Annotated in this window: 19 protein-coding genes; 3 read left to right on the top strand and 16 right to left on the bottom strand. The window is 68.4% G+C overall.

The annotated features are described in order from the left end of the window. Window positions 1–126 precede the first annotated feature (126 nt). Window positions 127–1,095 (top strand): alpha/beta hydrolase family protein, encoded by a 969-nt coding sequence (locus AC07OX_RS01745; RefSeq protein ID WP_495262573.1) that lies wholly within the window; start codon window positions 127–129, stop codon window positions 1,093–1,095. A 6-nt stretch (window positions 1,096–1,101) separates the two neighbouring features. Here AC07OX_RS01745 and AC07OX_RS01750 read toward each other — a convergent pair whose 3' ends face one another. The 16 genes from AC07OX_RS01750 to AC07OX_RS01825 all read right to left on the bottom strand — a co-directional run bounded on the left by AC07OX_RS01750 (window position 1,102) and on the right by AC07OX_RS01825 (window position 16,312). After that, window positions 1,102–2,997 carry a family 2A encapsulin nanocompartment cargo protein cysteine desulfurase gene (locus tag AC07OX_RS01750; protein WP_495262577.1) on the bottom strand — a complete coding sequence of 632 codons (1,896 nt, stop codon included), beginning with the start codon at window positions 2,995–2,997 and terminating at the stop codon, window positions 1,102–1,104. Between the two features lie 66 nt (window positions 2,998–3,063). Continuing rightward, window positions 3,064–3,996 carry a family 2A encapsulin nanocompartment shell protein gene (locus AC07OX_RS01755; RefSeq protein WP_042579703.1) on the bottom strand — a complete coding sequence of 311 codons (933 nt, stop codon included), beginning with the start codon at window positions 3,994–3,996 and terminating at the stop codon, window positions 3,064–3,066. Window positions 3,997–4,060: 64 nt separating this feature from the next. Further along, on the bottom strand, window positions 4,061–4,330 hold the full coding sequence (locus AC07OX_RS01760) for a helix-turn-helix domain-containing protein (RefSeq protein WP_062470032.1): 270 nt from the start codon (window positions 4,328–4,330) through the stop codon (window positions 4,061–4,063). Continuing rightward, window positions 4,327–5,247 (bottom strand): serine O-acetyltransferase EpsC, encoded by a 921-nt coding sequence (gene epsC / locus AC07OX_RS01765; RefSeq protein ID WP_062470029.1) that lies wholly within the window; start codon window positions 5,245–5,247, stop codon window positions 4,327–4,329. Before epsC ends, AC07OX_RS01760 begins: the two co-directional genes overlap by 4 nt. Window positions 5,248–5,284: 37 nt before the next feature. After that, window positions 5,285–5,767 (bottom strand): rhodanese-like domain-containing protein, encoded by a 483-nt coding sequence (locus AC07OX_RS01770; RefSeq protein WP_495262574.1) that lies wholly within the window; start codon window positions 5,765–5,767, stop codon window positions 5,285–5,287. A 461-nt stretch (window positions 5,768–6,228) separates the two neighbouring features. Continuing rightward, window positions 6,229–6,444, bottom strand: a complete 216-nt coding sequence (locus AC07OX_RS01775; protein WP_007829250.1) for a TOBE domain-containing protein — start codon at window positions 6,442–6,444, stop codon at window positions 6,229–6,231. A gap of 52 nt (window positions 6,445–6,496) precedes the next feature. After that, window positions 6,497–7,093, bottom strand: coding sequence for a malonic semialdehyde reductase (locus AC07OX_RS01780; RefSeq protein ID WP_159271674.1), 597 nt, complete (start codon window positions 7,091–7,093; stop codon window positions 6,497–6,499). A 16-nt stretch (window positions 7,094–7,109) separates the two neighbouring features. Further along, window positions 7,110–8,399, bottom strand: coding sequence for an O-acetylhomoserine aminocarboxypropyltransferase/cysteine synthase family protein (locus AC07OX_RS01785; protein WP_062470023.1), 1,290 nt, complete (start codon window positions 8,397–8,399; stop codon window positions 7,110–7,112). A 36-nt stretch (window positions 8,400–8,435) separates the two neighbouring features. Beyond that, complete coding sequence (locus AC07OX_RS01790; RefSeq protein ID WP_095745458.1) at window positions 8,436–9,266, bottom strand: ATP-binding cassette domain-containing protein; 831 nt, start codon at window positions 9,264–9,266, stop codon at window positions 8,436–8,438. Between the two features lie 4 nt (window positions 9,267–9,270). Continuing rightward, window positions 9,271–10,230, bottom strand: coding sequence for an aliphatic sulfonate ABC transporter substrate-binding protein (locus AC07OX_RS01795; RefSeq protein WP_495259680.1), 960 nt, complete (start codon window positions 10,228–10,230; stop codon window positions 9,271–9,273). Window positions 10,231–10,241: 11 nt separating this feature from the next. Further along, window positions 10,242–11,102 carry an aliphatic sulfonate ABC transporter permease SsuC gene (gene ssuC, locus AC07OX_RS01800; RefSeq protein ID WP_495259681.1) on the bottom strand — a complete coding sequence of 287 codons (861 nt, stop codon included), beginning with the start codon at window positions 11,100–11,102 and terminating at the stop codon, window positions 10,242–10,244. 8 nt (window positions 11,103–11,110) lie between these two features. Continuing rightward, entirely contained in the window at window positions 11,111–12,283 is a 1,173-nt protein-coding gene (gene ssuD / locus AC07OX_RS01805) for an FMNH2-dependent alkanesulfonate monooxygenase (RefSeq protein WP_307635717.1), read from the bottom strand. A 152-nt stretch (window positions 12,284–12,435) separates the two neighbouring features. Further along, on the bottom strand, window positions 12,436–13,395 hold the full coding sequence (locus AC07OX_RS01810; RefSeq protein ID WP_447744482.1) for a sulfonate ABC transporter substrate-binding protein: 960 nt from the start codon (window positions 13,393–13,395) through the stop codon (window positions 12,436–12,438). Window positions 13,396–13,418: 23 nt separating this feature from the next. Further along, window positions 13,419–14,456 carry a sulfonate ABC transporter substrate-binding protein gene (locus AC07OX_RS01815; RefSeq protein ID WP_159271669.1) on the bottom strand — a complete coding sequence of 346 codons (1,038 nt, stop codon included), beginning with the start codon at window positions 14,454–14,456 and terminating at the stop codon, window positions 13,419–13,421. 122 nt (window positions 14,457–14,578) lie between these two features. Beyond that, window positions 14,579–15,163, bottom strand: coding sequence for an NADPH-dependent FMN reductase (ssuE, locus tag AC07OX_RS01820; protein WP_070060842.1), 585 nt, complete (start codon window positions 15,161–15,163; stop codon window positions 14,579–14,581). Window positions 15,164–15,262: 99 nt separating this feature from the next. Continuing rightward, the gene (locus tag AC07OX_RS01825) at window positions 15,263–16,312 is read right to left on the bottom strand and encodes a sulfate ABC transporter substrate-binding protein (RefSeq protein WP_095948675.1); all 1,050 of its coding nucleotides are present in this window, start codon (window positions 16,310–16,312) and stop codon (window positions 15,263–15,265) included. A 138-nt stretch (window positions 16,313–16,450) separates the two neighbouring features. On the opposite strand from AC07OX_RS01825, the gene AC07OX_RS01830 reads away from it, so the two are divergent. Together AC07OX_RS01830 and mnmC1 are read left to right on the top strand one after the other, a co-directional pair. Beyond that, complete coding sequence (locus AC07OX_RS01830; protein ID WP_013541095.1) at window positions 16,451–16,726, top strand: oxidative damage protection protein; 276 nt, start codon at window positions 16,451–16,453, stop codon at window positions 16,724–16,726. A 7-nt stretch (window positions 16,727–16,733) separates the two neighbouring features. Continuing rightward, window positions 16,734–18,545, top strand: coding sequence for an FAD-dependent 5-carboxymethylaminomethyl-2-thiouridine(34) oxidoreductase MnmC1 (gene mnmC1 / locus AC07OX_RS01835; RefSeq protein WP_495259682.1), 1,812 nt, complete (start codon window positions 16,734–16,736; stop codon window positions 18,543–18,545). Window positions 18,546–18,605 lie beyond the last annotated feature (60 nt).

Here is an 18,605-nt window from a genome sequence, read left to right on the forward strand (position 1 = left end):
ACAAGCAGCGTGATGGACAGCGACAGAGCATAGCGCGCCCGCATCGCACGACGCAAAACGGGCTGGCGGCGCGGGGCCGGAGGCGGCACACTGGCGGCCCGTTCAGCCCCCTACCCCTTGCGCGCCATGACTCTGCATCGCCTTGCCCTGCTCGCCGCCCTCTGTGTGTCTGCCGCATGGAGCCATGCCGCGGGATTCAGCTTCATCGAGGTGCCGGCCGACAAGGACGGGCCGGCCTTGCGCGGCGCGGTGTGGACGCCTTGCGAGGCCGCGCCCGGCGAGATCGCGTTCGGCCTGATCGCCATTTCGGCCGCCAAGGACTGCCCCGTCGCCGGCACGGGCCTGCCGCTGGTGCTGATGTCGCACGGCTCGGGCGGCTCGTTCCTCGGGCACCACGACACGGCGGCGGCGCTGGCCGACGCGGGTTTCGTGGTCGCCGCCATCAACCATCCGAACGACAACTTCCAGGACATGGAACGCCGGGGCCATCTCTCGACATTTACCGCGCGGCCCGTCGACATGCGGCGGCTGGCGGATCACATGCTCAAGACGTGGCCCGGCCACACGAAGCTCGCCGCCGATCAGGTCGGCTTCTTCGGTTTCTCCCGCGGCGGCTACACCGGCCTCGTGGCAACGGGCGCGGTGCCCGACTTCAAGCTGGGCCTGCGCTTTTGCACGCCGGCGTCGAAGATTCCGTTCTGCGGCCAGATCCAGCGCCAGGAACTGCCCGCGCCGCCGGTGCGCGATGCGCGCATCAAGGCGGCGGTGATCGTCGACCCGTTGAGTTTCTTCGATGCCGAGGGGCTGAAGCAGGTCACGGTGCCCGTCCAGCTCTGGGCCTCCGCGCGTGGCGGCGACGGGGTGGCGCTGGATGACGTCGAAGCGATTCGCCGCAACCTGCCTTCCGCGCCGGACTGGTACGTGCCCGCGAACACCGCGCACTTCGCCTTCCTGGCGCCCTGCGCGCCGGCCATGGCCAAGGCCTTGCCGGAGATCTGCAGCGATGCGGGCGGCTTCGACCGCGTCGCCTTCCACGCCGACTTCAATGCCAAGGTGCTCGCCTTCTTCAGGCAGCACCTGGCATCGAAGCCCTGAGCCGGCTCAGCGCGTGCGCCGCTGGCCGGCGAGCCGCCGCACCACCGTCACCAGCCGGTCGACCTCGTCGAAGGTGTTGTAGAACGCCAGCGACGGCCGCACCGTGGTCTCGACGCCGAAGCGCCGCAGGATCGGCTGCGCGCAGTGGTGCCCCGTGCGCACCGCGATGCCTTCATCGTTGAGCGCGTGGCCCACCTCCTCGGTGGTGTAGCCGTCGAGCACGAAGGACATCACGCTCGCCTTGTCGGCCGCCGTGCCGATCAGCCGCACGCCGGGAATCGCGCTCAGTTGCGCCATGCCGTACACCAGCAGGTCGTGCTCGTAACGCGCGATGTTCTCGATGCCGACCTTGTTCACGTAGTCGATGGCCGCGCCCAGGCCCACGGCATCGGCGATGTTGCCGGTGCCGGCCTCGAACTTGTTCGGGATCGGCTGGAACACGGTCTTCTCGAAGGTCACGTCGGCAATCATGTTGCCGCCGCCCTGCCACGGGGGCATGTCTTCGAGCACCTCGCGCTTGCCCCACACCACGCCGATGCCGGTCGGGCCGAACACCTTGTGGCCGGAGAACACGAAGAAGTCGGCACCGAGGCCCTGCACGTCCACGCGCATGTGCGAGACCGACTGAGCGCCATCGACCAGCGCCTTGGCGCCCGCGCGGTGCGCCAGCTCGACGATCTCCTTCACCGGCACCACGGTGCCCAGTGCGTTCGAGACCTGCGTGACGGCGACGATCTTCGTGCGGTCGTTGAGCAGCTTGCGGTATTCGTCGAGCAGCACCTGGCCCGAGTCGTCCACCGGAATCACACGCAGCTTCGCGCCCTTGGCGGCGGCGAGCTGCTGCCACGGCACGATGTTGGCGTGGTGCTCCAGGTTCGACACAATGATCTCGTCGCCCTCACCCACGTGCTGGCCGCCCCAACTCTTGGCCACGAGGTTGATGGCCTCGGTGGTGCCGCGCACGAAGATCACTTCGTCGACTTCGGGTGCGTTGATGAACTTGCGAACACGCTCCCGCGCGCCTTCGTAGGCATCGGTGGCACGCGCGGCGAGTTCATGCGCCGCACGATGGATGTTCGAGTTCTCGTGTTCGTAGAAGTACGCGATGCGGTCGATGACCGACTGCGGCTTGTGCGTGGTCGCCGCGTTGTCGAACCACACGAGCTGCTTGCCGTTCACGCGCTCCTGCAGGATCGGGAAGTCGCGGCGCACGGCATGCACGTCGAATGGCGGATGCTGGCCGCTGCCGGCCAGCGGCACTGCATCGGGGCCGCGCGGATCGGGCTTGGCTGGCGTGACGAAGCCACTGGGCAGGCGCACGGCATCGACGAAGTAGAACTGCGGCTTCTCACTCCCCTGCACCGGGGATTGGCCCCCTCGCCCCTCTGGGGAGAGGGGCTGCGGCGATGGAACGCCAGCAAATGATTGAACGCCCCTGCCCTCACCCCAGCCCTCTCCCGCACGCGGGAGAGGGGGCAAGACCTGCCCGGGGGGTGAAATGGCGGAGGCCGCTCCGGCCAACGGATGGCCATGGCTCTCGCTCAGGAAGTAGAACGGCGAGGCCGCGGCCTGCGGCGCCACGGGGGCTCCGACTTGCTGCGGCACGCCCTGCACCACACCGCCCGAACGCGGCTCGAAAGCCGGCGCCACCGACAGCACGTTGTCCGGCACGCCGTTGCCCGCCACCGCATGCGGCAGCAGCGCCGGCGCGCGGTTCGCGAGCGACGGCAGCTGCGTGGGCGATGCGGGCAGCACATTGGCGCCCGGAATCTGCCCCTGCGGGATCGGCGTGCCCGGCACGCTCGGCCCGAAGCCGGCGGGGCTCACCAGCGGCGAGCCCGGCGGCGCGATGTTGGCAGGAAACTGCGCGCCCGGCGGCGCGGAGAACATGGCGCTGGCCATGCGCGCGAGAACGGCCGGATCGAACGGCGCCTCGCCCGGGAACGTGGGTGTGCTGCTCACCGCGGCTTACTTGTAGGTGTCGGGATAGTCGTGGTACTTGCCGATCTCGACGTCGTCGAGCACGGCCAGCGCGTCGGTGGTCAGCACCGCGAGCGAGCAGTACAGCGAGATCAGGTACGACGCGATCGCGTGGTTGTTGATGCCCATGAAGCGCACCGACAGGCCCGGGCTCTGCTCGCCCGACAGGCCCGGCTGGAACAGCCCCACCACGCCCTGGCGCTTGTCCCCCACGCGCAGCAGCAGGATCTTGCTCTTTCCGTCGGCCACCGGCACCTTGTTCGACGGAATCAGCGGAATGCCGCGCCAGGTGATGAACTGCGAACCGAACAGGCTCACCGTGGGCGGCGGCGTGCCGCGGCGCGTGGCTTCACGCCCGAACGCGGCAATGGCCAGCGGGTGCGTGAGGAAGAACGCGGGCTCCTTCCACACCTTGGTCAGCAGCTCGTCCAGGTCGTCGGGCGTGGGCGCGCCGGTCAGCGGGAAGATGCGCTGCTCTTCGCTCACCTGCGCCAGCAGGCCGTAGTCGGGGTTGTTGATGAGCTCGCTCTCCTGGTTCTCCTTAATCGTCTCGATCGTCAGGCGCAGCTGCTCCTTGATCTGGTCGTGCGGGCTGCTGTACAGGTCGGAGATGCGGGTGTGCACGTCGAGCACGGTGCTCACGGCATTCAGGTAGTGCTCGCGCGGGTTCTCTTCGTAGTCGACGAAGGTGCGCGGCAGCTGGTTCTCTTCTTCGCGCGAGGTGCAGGTGACCTTGATCGACTCGGGGTTCTTGACCTTGTTGACGCGGTAGATGCCCGCTTCCACCGGCACCCACTGCAGCAGGTGCGTCAGCCAGCGCGGGCTGATGGTCTCGAGTTGGGGAACGGTCTTGGTGGCGTTGGCTAGCTGGCGGGCGGCGTTGTCGCCAAGGGCGGTGGTACCACCGACTGTTGCACTCATGGATCAAGGCTCCGTGGGTTGAGGAAAAAGTGATCGCCAGTGTCTGGCGACCACGGGTTTCCCCTCAACAGGCTATAGCCGCCAAGTTGATCCGCCGTGCAAGGCGCGACTGCTCCAGTTGCTCGCAACGCGCGAGCAGGTTGACGATGTTGATGCCCAGCGCGGTGGCCAGCTTCTGCGCCGTGACGATCGACGGGATCACGCGCCCGCGCTCGATCTCGCCCACGTACGAGCGGTTCAGATCGGAACGCTCGGCCAGCTCTTCCTGCGACCAGCCCTGCCCTTCGCGCAGCTGGCGCACGGTGACGCCGAAGTCTTCGACAAAGGCCTTCATACGCTGCCCGCCTTCGGTGCGCTGTTGTTCTGCAGGCTGGCCTGCGTGACGCTGGCACCGGGCTTCACGTCGTCGGTGATCCACACGTTGCCGCCGATGACCGCGCCCTTGCCGAGCGTCACGCGGCCCAGGATGGTGGCGCCGGCATAGATGACCACGTCGTCCTCCACCACCGGGTGGCGCGGCAGGCCCTTCTGCAGGTTGCCTTCAGCGTCGGTGGGGAAGCGCTTGGCGCCGAGCGTGACGGCCTGGTACAGCCGCACACGCTTGCCGATGACGGCCGTCTCGCCGATCACGACGCCGGTGCCGTGGTCCATGAAGAAGCCCGCATCGATCGTCGCGCCCGGGTGGATGTCGATGCCGGTCTGCGCATGCGCCAGCTCGGCGACGATGCGCGCGAGCAGCGGCAGGCCGAGCTCGTAGAGCCGGTGCGCGAGGCGGTGATGGATCATCGCGAGCACGCCCGGATAGCACAGCAGCACCTCGTCGACGCTGCGCGCCGCGGGGTCGCCCTGGTAGGCCGCGAGCACGTCGCTGTCGAGCAGCCGGCGCAGGCCCGGCAGCGCGTTCGCGAACTGGCGCACCGCTTCGGTGGCTGCAGCGTCGATCTCGCTTGCGGGGCGCGGCGCCAGCCGTGCGTTGAAGTTCAGTTCGAGCCGCGCCTGCACCAGCAGCGCCTGCAAGGCGGCGTCGAGCGTGTGGCCCACGTAGAAATCCTCGCTCTCGTGGCGCAGGTCCGGCGGGCCCAGCCGCATCGGAAAGAGCGCGCCCTTGAGCGATTCGACGATCTGCGCCAGCGCATCGCGCGACGGAAACTCGCGCGCACCGGGCTCGCGCGAACGGCGCTGCGAATCGCGCCACTCGTCGCGCACCTCGTGCAGCGCGCGCACGATGTCACTCACTTCGAATTGAGCCATGTGTGTTTTCCTCCCGTGTGTTTCTATCGGTGTGGGTTCAGTCCTGCACCCAAGGCAGGCCATGGAAGCGCCAGCCGTCGGACCCGCCCCGGTGCTGCCGCGCATCGATCTCTCCCTCGAAGCCTTCGAGCACGTTGAACACCTGCGTGAAGCCGGCCTTGGCAGCAGCCTCGGCCGCCAGTGCGGAGCGCTTGCCGCTGCGGCACAGCAGCAGCACCACGGCCTCCTTGCCGCCGTCCTTCGCCACCTTGGCTTCGAGCTCGCGCACGAAGCGCGGGTTGCGGGTGAGCGCGGTGCCCGTGGCCCAGGCCACGTGCAGGCTGTCGGGCACGTGGCCGACGAACTTGCGTTCTTCGCCGGAGCGCACGTCCACGAGCAGGGCCTGGCCGCCCTGCACCAGCTGCCAGGCCACCGGGGGCGTCACGCCGCCGGCGTAGGGCCAGTTCTTTTCGATGGCTTGCGCGCGCGCCTGTTCGAGGGCGGGCGGCAAGGCGATGACATCTTCAACTTCCACGGACATGCGGTTCGGCTCCTGTTGTACGTTGGTCATTCCATCTTCCTTGATGGCGATAACCACCACTGTAGGAGTGCGAAGGCCAAGGTCAAACGACTCAAAAGTCGATTCTTAACAACCTTGTGATCTATGGGGTGCTGCTTCAGGGCGCGCTCCCGCCGACGGGGTACCTTGCTCCGCGAATGTCCCCCGCCCTTCGGGCTCCTCCTTGATTTCGCTGCGCAAGGCACCCCAGCGACGTGAGCGGGTTCACAGCAGTCGTTGATCGGCTGCAAACGCAGAGCGTGCCCTCGTGCTCAGGGCACTGGGTGCTTCCCGCAGCGAAATCAAGGAGGAGGGCGAAGCCCGGGGGACATTCGCGGAGGGAAGTACCCGGTGGCCTGGGCACACGCCCCGAACCAGCGACCTCAAACGAAAAACCCCGGCACCAAAGACAGCACCGGGGAATCGCAAAGCCCGAGGGTCCGTCAGAGCTTGGCGATCGAAACTTCGGTCGACTTCACGAGTGCGACCACGTCGGAACCCACCTTCAGCTGCAGCTCGTCGACCGAGCGCGTGGTGATGACGGAGGTGACGATGCCCCAGGCGGTTTCGACATCGACTTCGGAGACGACGTCGCCGCGGATGATTTCGCGGACCTTGCCTTTGAACTGGTTGCGGACGTTGATGGCTTGGATGGACATGGTGATTTCTCTTTCAGGGTTGACAGGGGTTGTGAGTGAAAACGGCCGGCGGTCAGACGATCTCGGCCACGTCGTCGAACGCCAGCCGGGGCCCGCGTTCGAAAGTGCCGGCGTGGTCGGCCACGCCGAGGTTGACGAGGAAGTTCGCGCGATAGCGGCCGTCGGGGAAGAAGGCCTTGTCGACCAGGTCGGCGTTGAAGCCCGACTGCGGCCCCGCGTCGAGCCCGAGCGCGCGCGCCGCCAGGATCAGGTAGGCGCCCTGCAGGCTGCTGTTGCGAAAGGCCGTGGCCTGCGCGGCGTCGGCGCTCTTCTCGAAGAAGGGCTTGGCGTCGTAGGCCGGGAACTGCGTGGGCAGGTGCTCGTAGAAGCGCGTGTCGTGCGCCACGATCACCGTCACGCCAGCCTGCAGCGTCTGCGCGGTGTTGCCCGACGACACGGCCGGCTTCAGTTTGGCCTTGGCCTCTTCGCTGCGCACGAACACGTAGCGCGCAGGCTGGGCGTTGTAGGCGGTCGGGCCCCACTTCACGAGGTCGTAGAGCTGGTGGATCAGCGCGTCGGTCACGGGCACCGGCTTGAAGGCGTGCACGGTGCGCGCCTTGCGGAACAGCTGGTCCAGCGCGGCGTCGGGAATGGCTTGCAGTGTGGTCATGGCTTGGAACGGTGTCTCAGTTCGATGCGGCGGCCAGCGCCTGGTCGAGGTCGGCGATCAGGTCGTCGATGTGCTCGATGCCCACCGACAGGCGCACGGTGTCTTCCGTGACACCAGCGCGGGCCAGTTCTTCGGGCGACAGCTGGCGGTGCGTGGTCGACGCGGGGTGCGTGGCCAGCGAGCGCACGTCGCCGATGTTCACCAGGCGCGTGAAGAGCTTCAGCGCATCGAGGAACTTCGCCCCGCCCTCGCGGCCGGCGCCGATGCCGAAGGTCAGCACGCCGCTGGACTTGCCGCCGAAGTACTTCTTCGCCAACGGGTAGTCGGCATGGTCTTCGAGCGCCGCGTAGTTCACCCAGTTGACGGCCTTGCTCTGCTTCAGGTGCTGCGCCACCGCCAGCGCATTGCTGCTGATGCGGTCCATGCGCAACGCCAGCGTCTCGATGCCCTGCAGGATCAGGAAGGCGTTGAACGGCGAGATGGCCGCACCCGTGTTGCGCAGCGGCACCACGCGCGCACGGCCGATGTAGGCGGCCGGGCCCAGCGCCTCGGTGTAGACCACGCCGTGGTAGCTCACGTCGGGTTCGTTCAGGCGCTTGAAGCGCTCCTTGTGCTCGGCCCACGGGAACTTGCCCGAGTCGACGATGGCGCCACCGATGCTGGTGCCGTGGCCGCCCAGGTACTTGGTGAGCGAGTGCACCACGATGTCGGCGCCGTGCTCGATGGGCCGGCTCAGGTACGGCGAGGGCACGGTGTTGTCGACGATGAGCGGCACGCCGTGGCGGTGCGCGATTTCGGCGATGGCCGCGATGTCGGTCACGTTGCCCGCCGGATTGCCCAGCGATTCGACGAACACCGCCTTGGTGCGCTCGTCGAACAGCTTCTCGAAGCTGCTCGGGTCGCGGTGGTCCGCGAAGCGCGTTGTGATGCCGAACTGCGGCAGCGTGTGGGCGAACAGGTTGTAGGTGCCACCGTACAGCGCCGTGCTGCTGATGATGTTGTCACCGGCTTCGGCGATGGTCTGGATCGCGTAGGTCACGGCCGCCTGGCCCGAGGCCAGCGCCAGCGCCGCGATGCCGCCTTCGAGCGCTGCCACGCGCTGCTCCAGTACGTCCTGCGTCGGGTTGTTGATGCGCGTGTAGATGTTGCCCGGCACCTTCAGGTCGAACAGGTCCGCGCCGTGCTGCGCGCTGTCGAAGGCGTAGGCCACGGTCTGGTAGATCGGCGGCGCGACCGCGCGGGTGGTCGGTTCGGGCGAGTAGCCGGCGTGGACCGACAGGGTTTCGAATTTCCAGTTCTGCGACATGCGACTGCCTTTCAAAGGGGGAATGGATGAAACGACTCAGATCGCCCAGCGCAAGGCATGAGCTTGAGGCGTGAGCCAGCTGGCATCGGTGCTTTCCACATCGGTCTCTTCGGACTTCTGCAGCACCCGGTCGAGGATTCGTTTTTCGATCGCGGCAAAGGCCGGGTCGCCCTGCGAGCGCGGACGCGCCAGCGCGATGTTCTCGTCGAGCGCGATGCGGCCGTCCTCGATGAGGATCACGCGGTCGGCCAGCGCCACGGCTTCCTGCACGTCGTGCGTCACCAGCAGCGCGGTGAAGCGGTGGCGCTGCCACAGGTTCTCGATGAGGCGGTGCATCTCGATGCGCGTGAGCGCGTCGAGCGCGCCCAGCGGCTCGTCGAGCAGCAGCAGGCGCGGGTGGTGCACCAGCGCGCGCGCCAGGGCCACGCGCTGGCGCTGACCACCCGACAGGCGCGCCGGCCATTCGTTCTCGCGGTCGGCCAGGCCGACCTGCGCCAGCACTTCCTTGCCGCGCGCCTTAGCATCGTTGGGCAGGCCCAGCGTCACGTTGTCGAGCACGCGGCGCCAGGGCAACAGGCGCGCCTCCTGGAACATGATGCGCGTGTCGTCGTGCAGGCCGCTCACGGCCTTGCCGTCGGTGTAGAGGCCACCGGACGTGGCTTCTTCGAGGCCCGCGATGAGCCGCAGCAGCGTGCTCTTGCCGCAGCCGCTGCGCCCCACGATGGCGATGAACTGGCCCGGCTCGATGGTCAGTTGCGTGTTGCGCAGCACCTCGCGCGCGCCATAGCGCTTGTGCAGGCCGCGCGCTTCGAGGCGCACGCCGCCGGCAATGGCTTGGGGTTGGATGTCTTTGAGAACGGCACTCATGAGTTCAGGCCCCGGGGTTGAACAGCGCCACCTTCAGCGCATCGATTTTTCTGGGCAGCAGCTTCTCGGCGAAGAAGGCATCGGCGATGCGCTGCTGTTCGGCCAGCCCGCCGGCCACCACCGGCCGCACCGCGTAGCTGCGGCGGCTGTTGGCCTGCTCGATGGTCGGGGCGTCGAGCCCCCACACGGGTGCGAGCAGGGCCGCGGCCTCCTTCGGGTGCTGCTTGACCCACTTGCCGGTCTTCTCCAGCTCGGCGTAGACCACGCGCAGCACGTCGGGGCGCGCCTTCGCGAACTTGGTGCTCGCCAGGTAATAGCGCTGGTACGACGCGATGCCCGCGCCATCGGCCAGGATGCGCACCTTCGACTGGCGCTGGGCAGCGGCCAGGAACGGGTCCCACACCACCCAGGCGTCGATGGCGCCCTTCTCGAAGGCGGCGCGGCCGTCGGCCGGCGTGAGGTAGGCGGGCTCGATGTCCTTGAACGACAGGCCGGCCTTCTCGAGCGCGGCGATCAGCAGGTAATGCGCGCCGGCCGCTTTCGCGAAACCGACCTTCTTTCCCTTGAGATCGGCCACGGTCTTGAGCGGCGACTCGTCGCGCACGACGATGGCCTGCGCGGCTGGCGATGGTGCTTCCTGCGCCAGAAAGGTCAGGTCGGCGCCGGCCGCTTGTGCGAACACAGGCACGGTGTCGGCCACGTCGGCGCTGATGTCCAGGTTGTCGAGGTTCAGCGCCTCGAGCAGCGGCAGGCCGCTGGTGAACTCGTGCCAGCTCAGCGAAACGTTGAGCGGCGCGAGCTGCTTCTCGAGCGTGCCCTGCACCTTCAAGAGCGCGATCAGCGTGGACGACTTCTGGTAGCCGAAGCGCACCGTGGCGGGCCGTTGTTGCTGTGCCAGCACGGCACCTGCGCTGAGCGCACCCAGCGTCGCAATGGCGGTACGGCGATTGATGAGGTGGTTCATATGCCCTGCCCTCACTTCGCCGGCTTCTTCTGGTAGCCGGGGTGCCAGCGCAGCCACCATTGCTCCAGGCCGCGCGCAAACAGGTCGGCCAGCTTGCCGAGCAGCGCGTACAGCAGGATGCCCACGAGCACGATGTCGGTCTGCAGGAACTCGCGGGCGTTCATCGTGAGGTAGCCGATGCCGGCCTGCGCCGAGATGGTCTCGGCCACGATGAGGATCACCCACATCAGGCCCAGCGAGAAACGCAGGCCCACGAGGATCGACGACAGCGCGCCCGGCAGGATCACCTCGCGGTACAGCTGCCAGCGCGACAGGCCGTAGGTGCGGCCCATCTCGATGAGCTGCGGATCGACGTTGCGGATGCCGTGGAAGGTGTTCAGGTAGATCGGGAAGAACACCGACACCGAGATCAAAAACAGCTTGGCCGATTCGTCGATGCCGAACCACAGGATCACCAGCGGAATGAGCGCCAGCGCCGGGATGTTGCGCACCATCTGGATGGTGGAGTCGAGCAGCGTCTCGAAGAACTTCACCGAGCCCGTGAGCAGGCCCAGCGCCAGCCCCGCGCCGCCGCCGATGGCCAGCCCCGCGAGCGCGCGGCCCGCGCTGACCTTCACGTGCGTCCAGAGCTCACCGGACACGGTGAGCGTCCATGCGGCCTTGACCACATCGAGCGGCGCCGGCAGCACGCGCGTCGAAAGCCAGCCCAGCGACGAGGCGATCTGCCAGACGATGATCAGCCCCACCGGCACCAGCCACGGAATGAGCCGCTTCGCCACGTTGAGGGCGAAGCCTCGCAGCGCGCTGCTTGCGTCCCCTGCGGCGTTCGATGCCGGCGCCACCGCCGGCAATTCCTGTACTTGTTCGGTCATGCGTGTCCTCAGCTTTGGGAGACGAGGCGCGAGGGCGCGTCGAGGTTGGCGACGACCTCGCCGAAGGGGCCGCTCAGCGAGCCGCCCGCGAGTTGCGTCTTCGCCTTGCGCGAGAGCAGCGGGAACACCAGCTCGGCGAAGCGGTAGGCCTCTTCGAGGTGCGGGTAGCCCGAGAAGATGAACTTGTCGATGCCCAGCGCCGCGTACTCCTCGATGCGCGCCGCCACGGTCTTGGCGTCGCCGACCAGCGCCGTGCCCGCGCCACCGCGCACCAGGCCCACGCCGGCCCAGAGGTTGGGCGCGATCTCCAGGTCGGCGCGCCCGCGCTTGGCGCCGCCGGCGTGCAACGCGGCCATGCGGCGCTGGCCTTCGGAGTCCATGCGCGCAAAGGCGGCCTGGGCGCGTGCGACGGTCTCGTCGTCGACACGGCTGATGAGTTCTTCGGCGGCTTTCCAGGCCGCGTCTTCGGTCTCGCGCACGATCACATGCAGGCGGATGCCGAACTGCACGCTGCGGCCCTGGCGTTCGGCGCGGGCGCGCACGTCGGCGATCTTTTTCGACACCTCCGCGGGCGGCTCGCCCCAGGTCAGGTAGGCATCGACCTGCTCGGCCGCGAGGTCATGCGCCGCCGCAGAAGAGCCGCCGAACCACACGGGCGGGTACGGCTTCTGTACCGGAGGGAACAGCAGCCGCGCCCCCTTCACGCTCAGGTGCTTGCCTTCGTAGTCGTAGGTGCCGGTCGTCTCGTGGCTGCGCGCGATGATCTCGCGCCAGATGCGGATGAACTCGGCCGATTGCTCGTAGCGCGCCGCATGGTCGAGGTACACGCCGTCGCCTTCCAGCTCGGCCTGGTCGCCGCCGGTGACGAGGTTCACGAGCAGGCGCCCGCCCGAGAGCCGGTCGAAGGTCGCGGCCATGCGCGCGGCCAGGCTGGGCTGGTGCAGGCCCGGGCGCACCGCCACCAGAAACTTGAGCTTCTTCGTCGCGCCGATGAGGCTGGACGCGATCACCCACGGGTCTTCGCAGGAGCGGCCGGTGGGAATCAGCACGCCTTCGTAGCCGAGGTGGTCGGCCGCACCGGCGATCTGCTGCAGGTACGGCAGGTCGACGGCGCGCGCGCCTTCGCTCGTGCCGAGGTAACGGCTGTCGCCGTGCGTGGGGAGGAACCAGAAGATCTGCATCGGAAACTCTCGATCGTTCGTTGGCTTGCCCGTTCAGACGGCAAGCAGGAAAGGAAGGCGGCGCGCCGCGGACACGACGCCCCACGCACGCGCCGTGATGGCCAGCACGTGGCCGGCGCGTTCGTGCAGCGCAGTCGACAACACGGTGGTCATCACGCGATCCCCGCGCCGGCGGCTTCGAGCACGTTGATCTTTTTGGGGATCAGCTTGAGCGCGAAGAAGGTGTCGGCGATCTGCTGCTGCTCGGCCAGGATGGCCTTGGTGATCGGGCCGGTGCCGTAGGCGGTGCGACCTTGCGACAGGTCGGCCACCGCCTTGGGCAGGCCCCAGATCGCAGACAACTCGGTCGCCAGTTCGTTGCGGTGGGCGGCGCCCCACTGGTCGATCTTGTTGACCTCTTCGATCGCAATGGCCAACACGTCGGCGTTCTTCGCCACGTAGTCGAGCGACGAGAAGTAGTAGGCGCGGTTGCCGACCACGCCCACGGCGTCGGCCAGGATGCGCGCGTCGAGCGACTGCTGCGCGGCGGCCAGGAACGGGTCCCAGATCACCCAGGCGTCGACCGAGCCTTTTTCGAAGGCGGCGCGCGCATCGGCCGGCGGCAGGTAGACCAGGTTCAGGTCGCTGTACGCCAGGCCGTGCTTCTCGAACAGCTTGACGATGAAGTAGTGGACGTTCGAGCCCTTGTTGAGCGCGATCTTCTTGCCCTTGAGGTCGGCCACGGTCTGGATGGCCGAGCCCTTGGGCACCAGCACCGCCTCGGTCTTCGGGCGCGGCACCGTGGCGCCCACGTAGGCCAGCGGCGCGCCAGCGGCCTGCGCGAAGATGGGCGGCGCTTCGCCCACGTCGCCGAAGTCGATCGAGCCGACGTTCAGCGCCTCGAGCTGCACCGGGCCGGCCGTGAACTCGGTCCACTTCACGGTGGCGCCCAGCGGTGCGAGCCGCTTCTCGAGCGTGCCGCGGGCCTTGAGCACGCTCAGGTAGCCCTTCTGATGGCCGATGCGCAACTGGCGCGCGGGGGCCTGCGCCAGGGCGGCGAACGACGACGGCAGCGCGAGGGCGGCGGCTGCGCCCTGCAGCAGGCGGCGTCGGGGAATGGCAATGCGGGTCATGGAATGGGGTCCTTCGAAACTGTTCAGGGCTGGGCCGTGACGACCGCGTCGCTGACCTTGATGGGCTTGGGAATGAGCTTCAGCGCGAAGAAGGTGTCGGCGATTTGCTGCTGGTCGGCCGCGACGGCGGCGGTGATCGGCTTCACGTTGAACTCGTAGCGGCGCAGCGCCAGCTCGACCACGTCCACGGGCAGGCCCTGCAGCGGCGCGATCAGCTCGGCGGCCTGGCGCAGGTTCTTCTTGAGCCAGATGCCCTGCTCCACCGAATCGGCGAACAGCGCGTCGATCACCTGCGGGTGCTTCTTCACGAAGCCGCGCTCGCCCAGGTAGTACTGGTAGTTGTTGACCACGTCCGGCGCGCCATCGGCCAGCACGCGGGCGCCGGTGGCTTTCTCGGCGGCGGCCTGGAACGGGTCCCAGATCACCCAGGCGTCGACGTTCTTGCTCTCGAACGCGGCGCGGCCGTCGGCGGGTGCGAGGTACACGGGCTGGATGTCGGACAGCTTCAGGCCGTTCTTCTCGAGCTGCTTCACGAGCAGGTAGTGCACGTTGCTGCCCTTGTTGAGCGCGACCTTCTTGCCCTTGAGATCGGCCACGGAGCGGATGGGCGAATCCTTGGTGACCAGGATGGCTTCGGCGCGCGGTGCGGCCGGGTCGTAGCCGAAGTAGACGAACTTCGCCCCCGCGGCCTGCGCGAAGATGGGCGGCGCCTCGCCGACATAGCCCACGTCGACCGCGCCGACGTTCAGCCCTTCGAGCAGCTGCGGGCCGGCCGGAAACTCGACCCACTTCACGCCGAAGCCCAGCGGCGAGAGCTTCTTCTCGAGCGTGCCCTGCGCCTTCTGCAGCACGAAGAGGCTGGCCGACTTCTGGTAGCCGATGCGCAGCTCGCCCCTGGCCTTCGTCTGCGTCTGGGCATGCGCCGAGGCGGCGGAGATGAAACTCACGATGAGCGCGATGGCGGTGACGACGATGGCGCTGATGGCCAGGTCGCGCAGCGCCTGCCAGAAGGAGCGCGGCGCGACTTCGAACACGGAGTCTTCGGGAGCGACGGGGTTCATGCGAAATTCCTTGGTGCAAAAACGTGAGGCAAAGCGATCCCCCGGCCGCACACAGGCGGCTTCGAAAAACGGGGAACGGAAAGAGGTCTGGCCGGGGCCGGGTTCAGCGAGGAACCCGGTCGTCAAACGCTACATCGCACACGGGAGAAAGGAACCGGCTCGAAGCCGTGCGTGGCCGGCAGCTTCAGGCCTTCGGTCGCGAGCACCTCGACGGCCTCGTTCAGTCGCTCCGCCAGGTCGTGGTGCACCTGGTAGGCGTTCTCGGGCGTCAGCGCGATCTGCGAATCGCTCGCGTAGACGCCCGGCAGGATGTGGCGCGCCGACAGCGACTGCAGCACGGGCCGCAGTGCGTAGTCGAGCGCAAGCATGTGGTGCGGGCTGCCGCCGGTGGCCAGCGGCAGCACCGTCTTGCCCTTGAGCGCGTTCTGCGAGAGCAGGTCGAGAAAGACCTTCAGCACGCCGCTGTAGGCCGCCTTGTAGACCGGCGTGGCCACCACGATCACGCGGGCCGCCGCCACCTGGGCAATGGCTCGCTCGATGGCCGGGTGCGCCCACTCGGCCAGCAGCAGCGCCTGCGCCGGCAGGTCGCGGATCGCGAGCCGCTCGATGCGCGCATGGCGTTGGGCCAGCCGCTCGCCCACCGCGTCGAGCAAGGCGGTGGAGCGGGAGGGGGCCGAGGGGCTGCCGGCAATCAGGAGAACGGACACGAGAAACTTTCGTTGGGCTTCAGGAGAAATTCAGGGCGAAGCGATCCCCGGCGCCCTCCCACGGGGTGCCACCAGCGATCGGTTCCAGAGGAGCTGCGCTTACTTCTGCTTGGGTGCGTAGATCTGGTCGAAGGAGCCGCCGTCGGCGAAGTGCTCCTTGTCGGCCTTCGCCCAGCCGCCGAAGGCCTGGTCGATGGTCACCAGCGTGAGCTTGGGGAACTGCTTGTCGTACTTGGCCTTGGCCTTGTCCGAGGTCGGGCGGTAGAAGTTGCGGCCCGCGATGTCCTGGCCTTCATCGGAGTACAGGTATTTCAGGTACTCCTCGGCCACGGCGCGCGTGCCCTTCTTGTCGACCACCTTGTCGACCACCGCCACGCTGGGCTCGGCCAGGATGGAGATGGACGGCACGACGATCTCGAACTTCTCGGGGCCGAATTCCTTCAGCGCCAGGAAAGCTTCGTTTTCCCAGGCCAGCAGCACATCGCCCACGCCGCGCTGCACGAAGGTGATGGTCGAGCCGCGCGCGCCGGTGTCGAGCACGGGCACGTTCTTGTACAGGTTGCCGACGAATTCCTTGGCCTTCGCTTCACCGCCGTACTTGCGCTTGGCGAATTCCCAGGCGGCCAGGTAGTTCCAGCGGGCGCCGCCCGAGGTCTTGGGGTTGGGGGTGATCACCTGCACGCCGGGCTTGACCAGGTCGTCCCAGTCCTTCAGGCCCTTGGGGTTGCCCTTCTTCACCAGGAACACGATGGTCGAGGTGTAGGGGGCGGAGTTGTGCGGCAAGCGCTTTTGCCAGTCGGCCTTGACGAGGCCGCCGTGCGTGGCCAGCGCGTCGATGTCGCCGCCCAGCGCCAGCGTGGCCACGTCGGAATCGATGCCGTCGATGATCGAGCGCGCCTGCTTGCCCGAACCGCCGTGCGACTGCTTGACGCTCACGTCCTGGCCGGTCTTGGCCTTCCAGTACTTGGCGAAGGCCTGGTTGTAGTCCACGTACAGCTCGCGGGTCGGGTCGTACGACACGTTCAGCAGCGTCACGGGGCCCTTGGCACCCGCCGCACCCTGCGAAAACGACGGCAATGCCGACAGGGCCAAGGCACCGGCCACGCCGGCACCCAGGGAAAGCTTGATAAAGTCGCGGCGAAGGCTCATGGTGTCTTGCTCTTAAAAAGGCATATCAATGAAGCCACGTATTCTGAATACGACATATAGGAACTGGAACGACCAAGTTTTCAGTTCTTAATAGCCAAATCAACTAAGCAACCGCTTTCCCCCACAAGAGGCAATCAAATGGCACGCATGGTTCAGTGCATCAAGCTCGGCAAAGAGGCCGAAGGACTCGACTTTCCGCCGTACCCCGGCGACCTGGGCAAGCGCCTGTGGGAAAACGTCAGCAAGGAAGCCTGGGCCGCCTGGCTCAAGCAGCAGACCATGCTGGTCAATGAAAACCGGCTGAACCTGGCCGACCTGCGCGCCCGCCAGTACCTGGCCCGCCAGATGGAAAAGCACTTCTTCGGCGAAGGCGCCGACGTGGCGCAAGGCTACGTTCCCCCTCCTGCGGCCTGAGTCCGGCGTGGCCGCCGACGGCACCCCGCTCGGCGCGCGCTCCGGCGACGACACCTCCCCCCTCGACAACGACACACCGGCGCTTTCGCGCCGTGTGTTTTTGGACGGCCGCGGCCTGCCCGCCGCCTGGTCCGGGCGCCCGCAATGGCGGATTCTCGAAACCGGCTTCGGGCCGGGCCTTCATTTCCTGACAACCTGGCAGGCCTGGCGCGCCGACCCGCACCGGCCGCGCCTGCTGCATTACGTCGTGGTCGACGCCCATCCGGCACCGGTCGGCGATCTGCTGCGCGCGGCTGCGGCCGACCCGGCGCTGGCACCGCTCGCTGCGGAGCTGGCCGACCAATGGACCGGGCTGCTGCCCGGCTTCCACCGGCTGGCCTTCGACGACGGCCGCGTGCTGCTCACGCTGTGCGTGGGCGAACTGCAGCCGATGCTTCGCGCGCAACGCTTCGAGGCCGACAGCCTCTTCCTCGACGGTTTCGACCCGGCGATGGCCTCGCCCGACACGCTCAAGGCGGTGTCGCGCTTCGCCCGCCAGGGCACCGGCCTCGCGGCCCGCACCGACGACGACGGGATGCGCCATGCGCTGGCGCAGAACGGCTTCCAGCTCGACCCGGGCCCCGGCAACCTGCGCGGCGTGTTCGCGCCCGCCTGGACGGTGCGGCGTCGCCAGCCAGTGCGTGAAGGTGTCGACGCGCCCGGCCATTGCGCGGTGATCGGCGCCGGGCTCGCGGGTGCGGCGGTCGCGGCCAGCCTCGCGCGGCGCGGCTGGCGGGTCACGGTGCTCGACGCGGCCGACGCGCCAGCCTCGGGCGCGTCGGGCCTGCCGGTCGGGTTGCTCGCGCCGCATGTGTCGTCCGACGACGCCTTGCTGTCGCGGCTCACACGCGCTGGCATCCGTGCCACCTGGAGCGAACTGACGCAGCGGCTCGACCCCGACCGCGACTGGGGCGCTCACGGCTCGCTTGAACGCCGGCCCGACGGCGACGTGCGCGTGCCGCCCGGCTGGAGCGCTCAGGGCCCGAACGAATCGTGGCCCGCACAGCCCGACCAGCTCGCAGCAGCCGGCCTGCCGCCCGACACGCCGGCGCTCTGGCATGCGCGCGCGGCCTGGGTGCGGCCGCACCGCCTGATCGCCGCGTGGCTGGGCCAACCGGGCGTCACATTCCGCGGCAACTGCCACGTGGCGCGCCTCGCACGCACGGACGGCGGCTGGCAGCTGCTCGACGACACCGGCGCCCTGCTCACCGAGGCCGACCGCGTGGTCGTGGCCGCAGGCTTCGCATCGCACCGCTTCGCGCCCGACCTGCCACTGCAACCCGTGCGCGGCCAAGTCACCTGGGGCCGCGCGGACCCCGCCGCCCTGCCCGTCACCCCCATCAACGGCGACGGCCACCTGATCGCCGGCGTGCCCGACGGCCAGGCGCCGCAGCCGCTGTGGCTGATCGGCGCCACCTTCGACCGCGACAGCACCGACCTCGCCCCCACCGACGCAGACCGCCTCGCCAACCGCGAACGGCTCGCGCGCCTGCACCCCGGCGCCGCCGCCGCGCTGGCGCCCGCCTTCGAACGCGAAGACGTGCACGCCTGGGTCGGCGTGCGCTGCGCCTCGGGCGACCGCCGGCCGCTGGTCGGCCCGCTGGCCCCGGGGGCCGACAACGGCCTCTGGGCCTGCACCGCGCTGGGCTCGCGCGGCCTGAGTTTTGCCACGCTGTGCGCCGAGCTGCTGGCGGCGCAGTGGCATGGCGAACCGCTGCCCTTGCCCGCGACGCTCGCCAAGGCGCTGGGCACGCAGCGGCTCTGGCCCGGATCGGACTGAATCGGCCCGTACGGGCTTCCCGGCTCCCCCGGCGTCACGCGCGCACCGCACAATGCGCGC

The organism is Variovorax sp. GW821-FHT09D07 (assembly GCF_059416345.1).

What these genes read in the sequence shown, in the direction of transcription:
- AC07OX_RS01795 (WP_495259680.1), bottom strand. Translation starts at nt 10,230, where the DNA reads ATGAACCACCTCATCAATCGCCGTACCGCCATTGCGACGCTGGGTGCG.
- AC07OX_RS01745 (WP_495262573.1), top strand. Translation starts at nt 127, where the DNA reads ATGACTCTGCATCGCCTTGCCCTGCTCGCCGCCCTCTGTGTGTCTGCC.
- AC07OX_RS01770 (WP_495262574.1), bottom strand. Translation starts at nt 5,767, where the DNA reads ATGTCCGTGGAAGTTGAAGATGTCATCGCCTTGCCGCCCGCCCTCGAA.
- AC07OX_RS01810 (WP_447744482.1), bottom strand. Translation starts at nt 13,395, where the DNA reads ATGACCCGCATTGCCATTCCCCGACGCCGCCTGCTGCAGGGCGCAGCC.
- AC07OX_RS01785 (WP_062470023.1), bottom strand. Translation starts at nt 8,399, where the DNA reads ATGTCGCAGAACTGGAAATTCGAAACCCTGTCGGTCCACGCCGGCTAC.
- AC07OX_RS01825 (WP_095948675.1), bottom strand. Translation starts at nt 16,312, where the DNA reads ATGAGCCTTCGCCGCGACTTTATCAAGCTTTCCCTGGGTGCCGGCGTG.
- AC07OX_RS01755 (WP_042579703.1), bottom strand. Translation starts at nt 3,996, where the DNA reads ATGAGTGCAACAGTCGGTGGTACCACCGCCCTTGGCGACAACGCCGCC.
- AC07OX_RS01780 (WP_159271674.1), bottom strand. Translation starts at nt 7,093, where the DNA reads ATGACCACACTGCAAGCCATTCCCGACGCCGCGCTGGACCAGCTGTTC.
- epsC (WP_062470029.1), bottom strand. Translation starts at nt 5,247, where the DNA reads ATGGCTCAATTCGAAGTGAGTGACATCGTGCGCGCGCTGCACGAGGTG.
- AC07OX_RS01750 (WP_495262577.1), bottom strand. Translation starts at nt 2,997, where the DNA reads ATGGCCAGCGCCATGTTCTCCGCGCCGCCGGGCGCGCAGTTTCCTGCC.
- ssuD (WP_307635717.1), bottom strand. Translation starts at nt 12,283, where the DNA reads ATGCAGATCTTCTGGTTCCTCCCCACGCACGGCGACAGCCGTTACCTC.
- AC07OX_RS01830 (WP_013541095.1), top strand. Translation starts at nt 16,451, where the DNA reads ATGGCACGCATGGTTCAGTGCATCAAGCTCGGCAAAGAGGCCGAAGGA.
- ssuC (WP_495259681.1), bottom strand. Translation starts at nt 11,102, where the DNA reads ATGACCGAACAAGTACAGGAATTGCCGGCGGTGGCGCCGGCATCGAAC.
- AC07OX_RS01790 (WP_095745458.1), bottom strand. Translation starts at nt 9,266, where the DNA reads ATGAGTGCCGTTCTCAAAGACATCCAACCCCAAGCCATTGCCGGCGGC.
- AC07OX_RS01775 (WP_007829250.1), bottom strand. Translation starts at nt 6,444, where the DNA reads ATGTCCATCCAAGCCATCAACGTCCGCAACCAGTTCAAAGGCAAGGTC.
- AC07OX_RS01760 (WP_062470032.1), bottom strand. Translation starts at nt 4,330, where the DNA reads ATGAAGGCCTTTGTCGAAGACTTCGGCGTCACCGTGCGCCAGCTGCGC.
- AC07OX_RS01815 (WP_159271669.1), bottom strand. Translation starts at nt 14,456, where the DNA reads ATGAACCCCGTCGCTCCCGAAGACTCCGTGTTCGAAGTCGCGCCGCGC.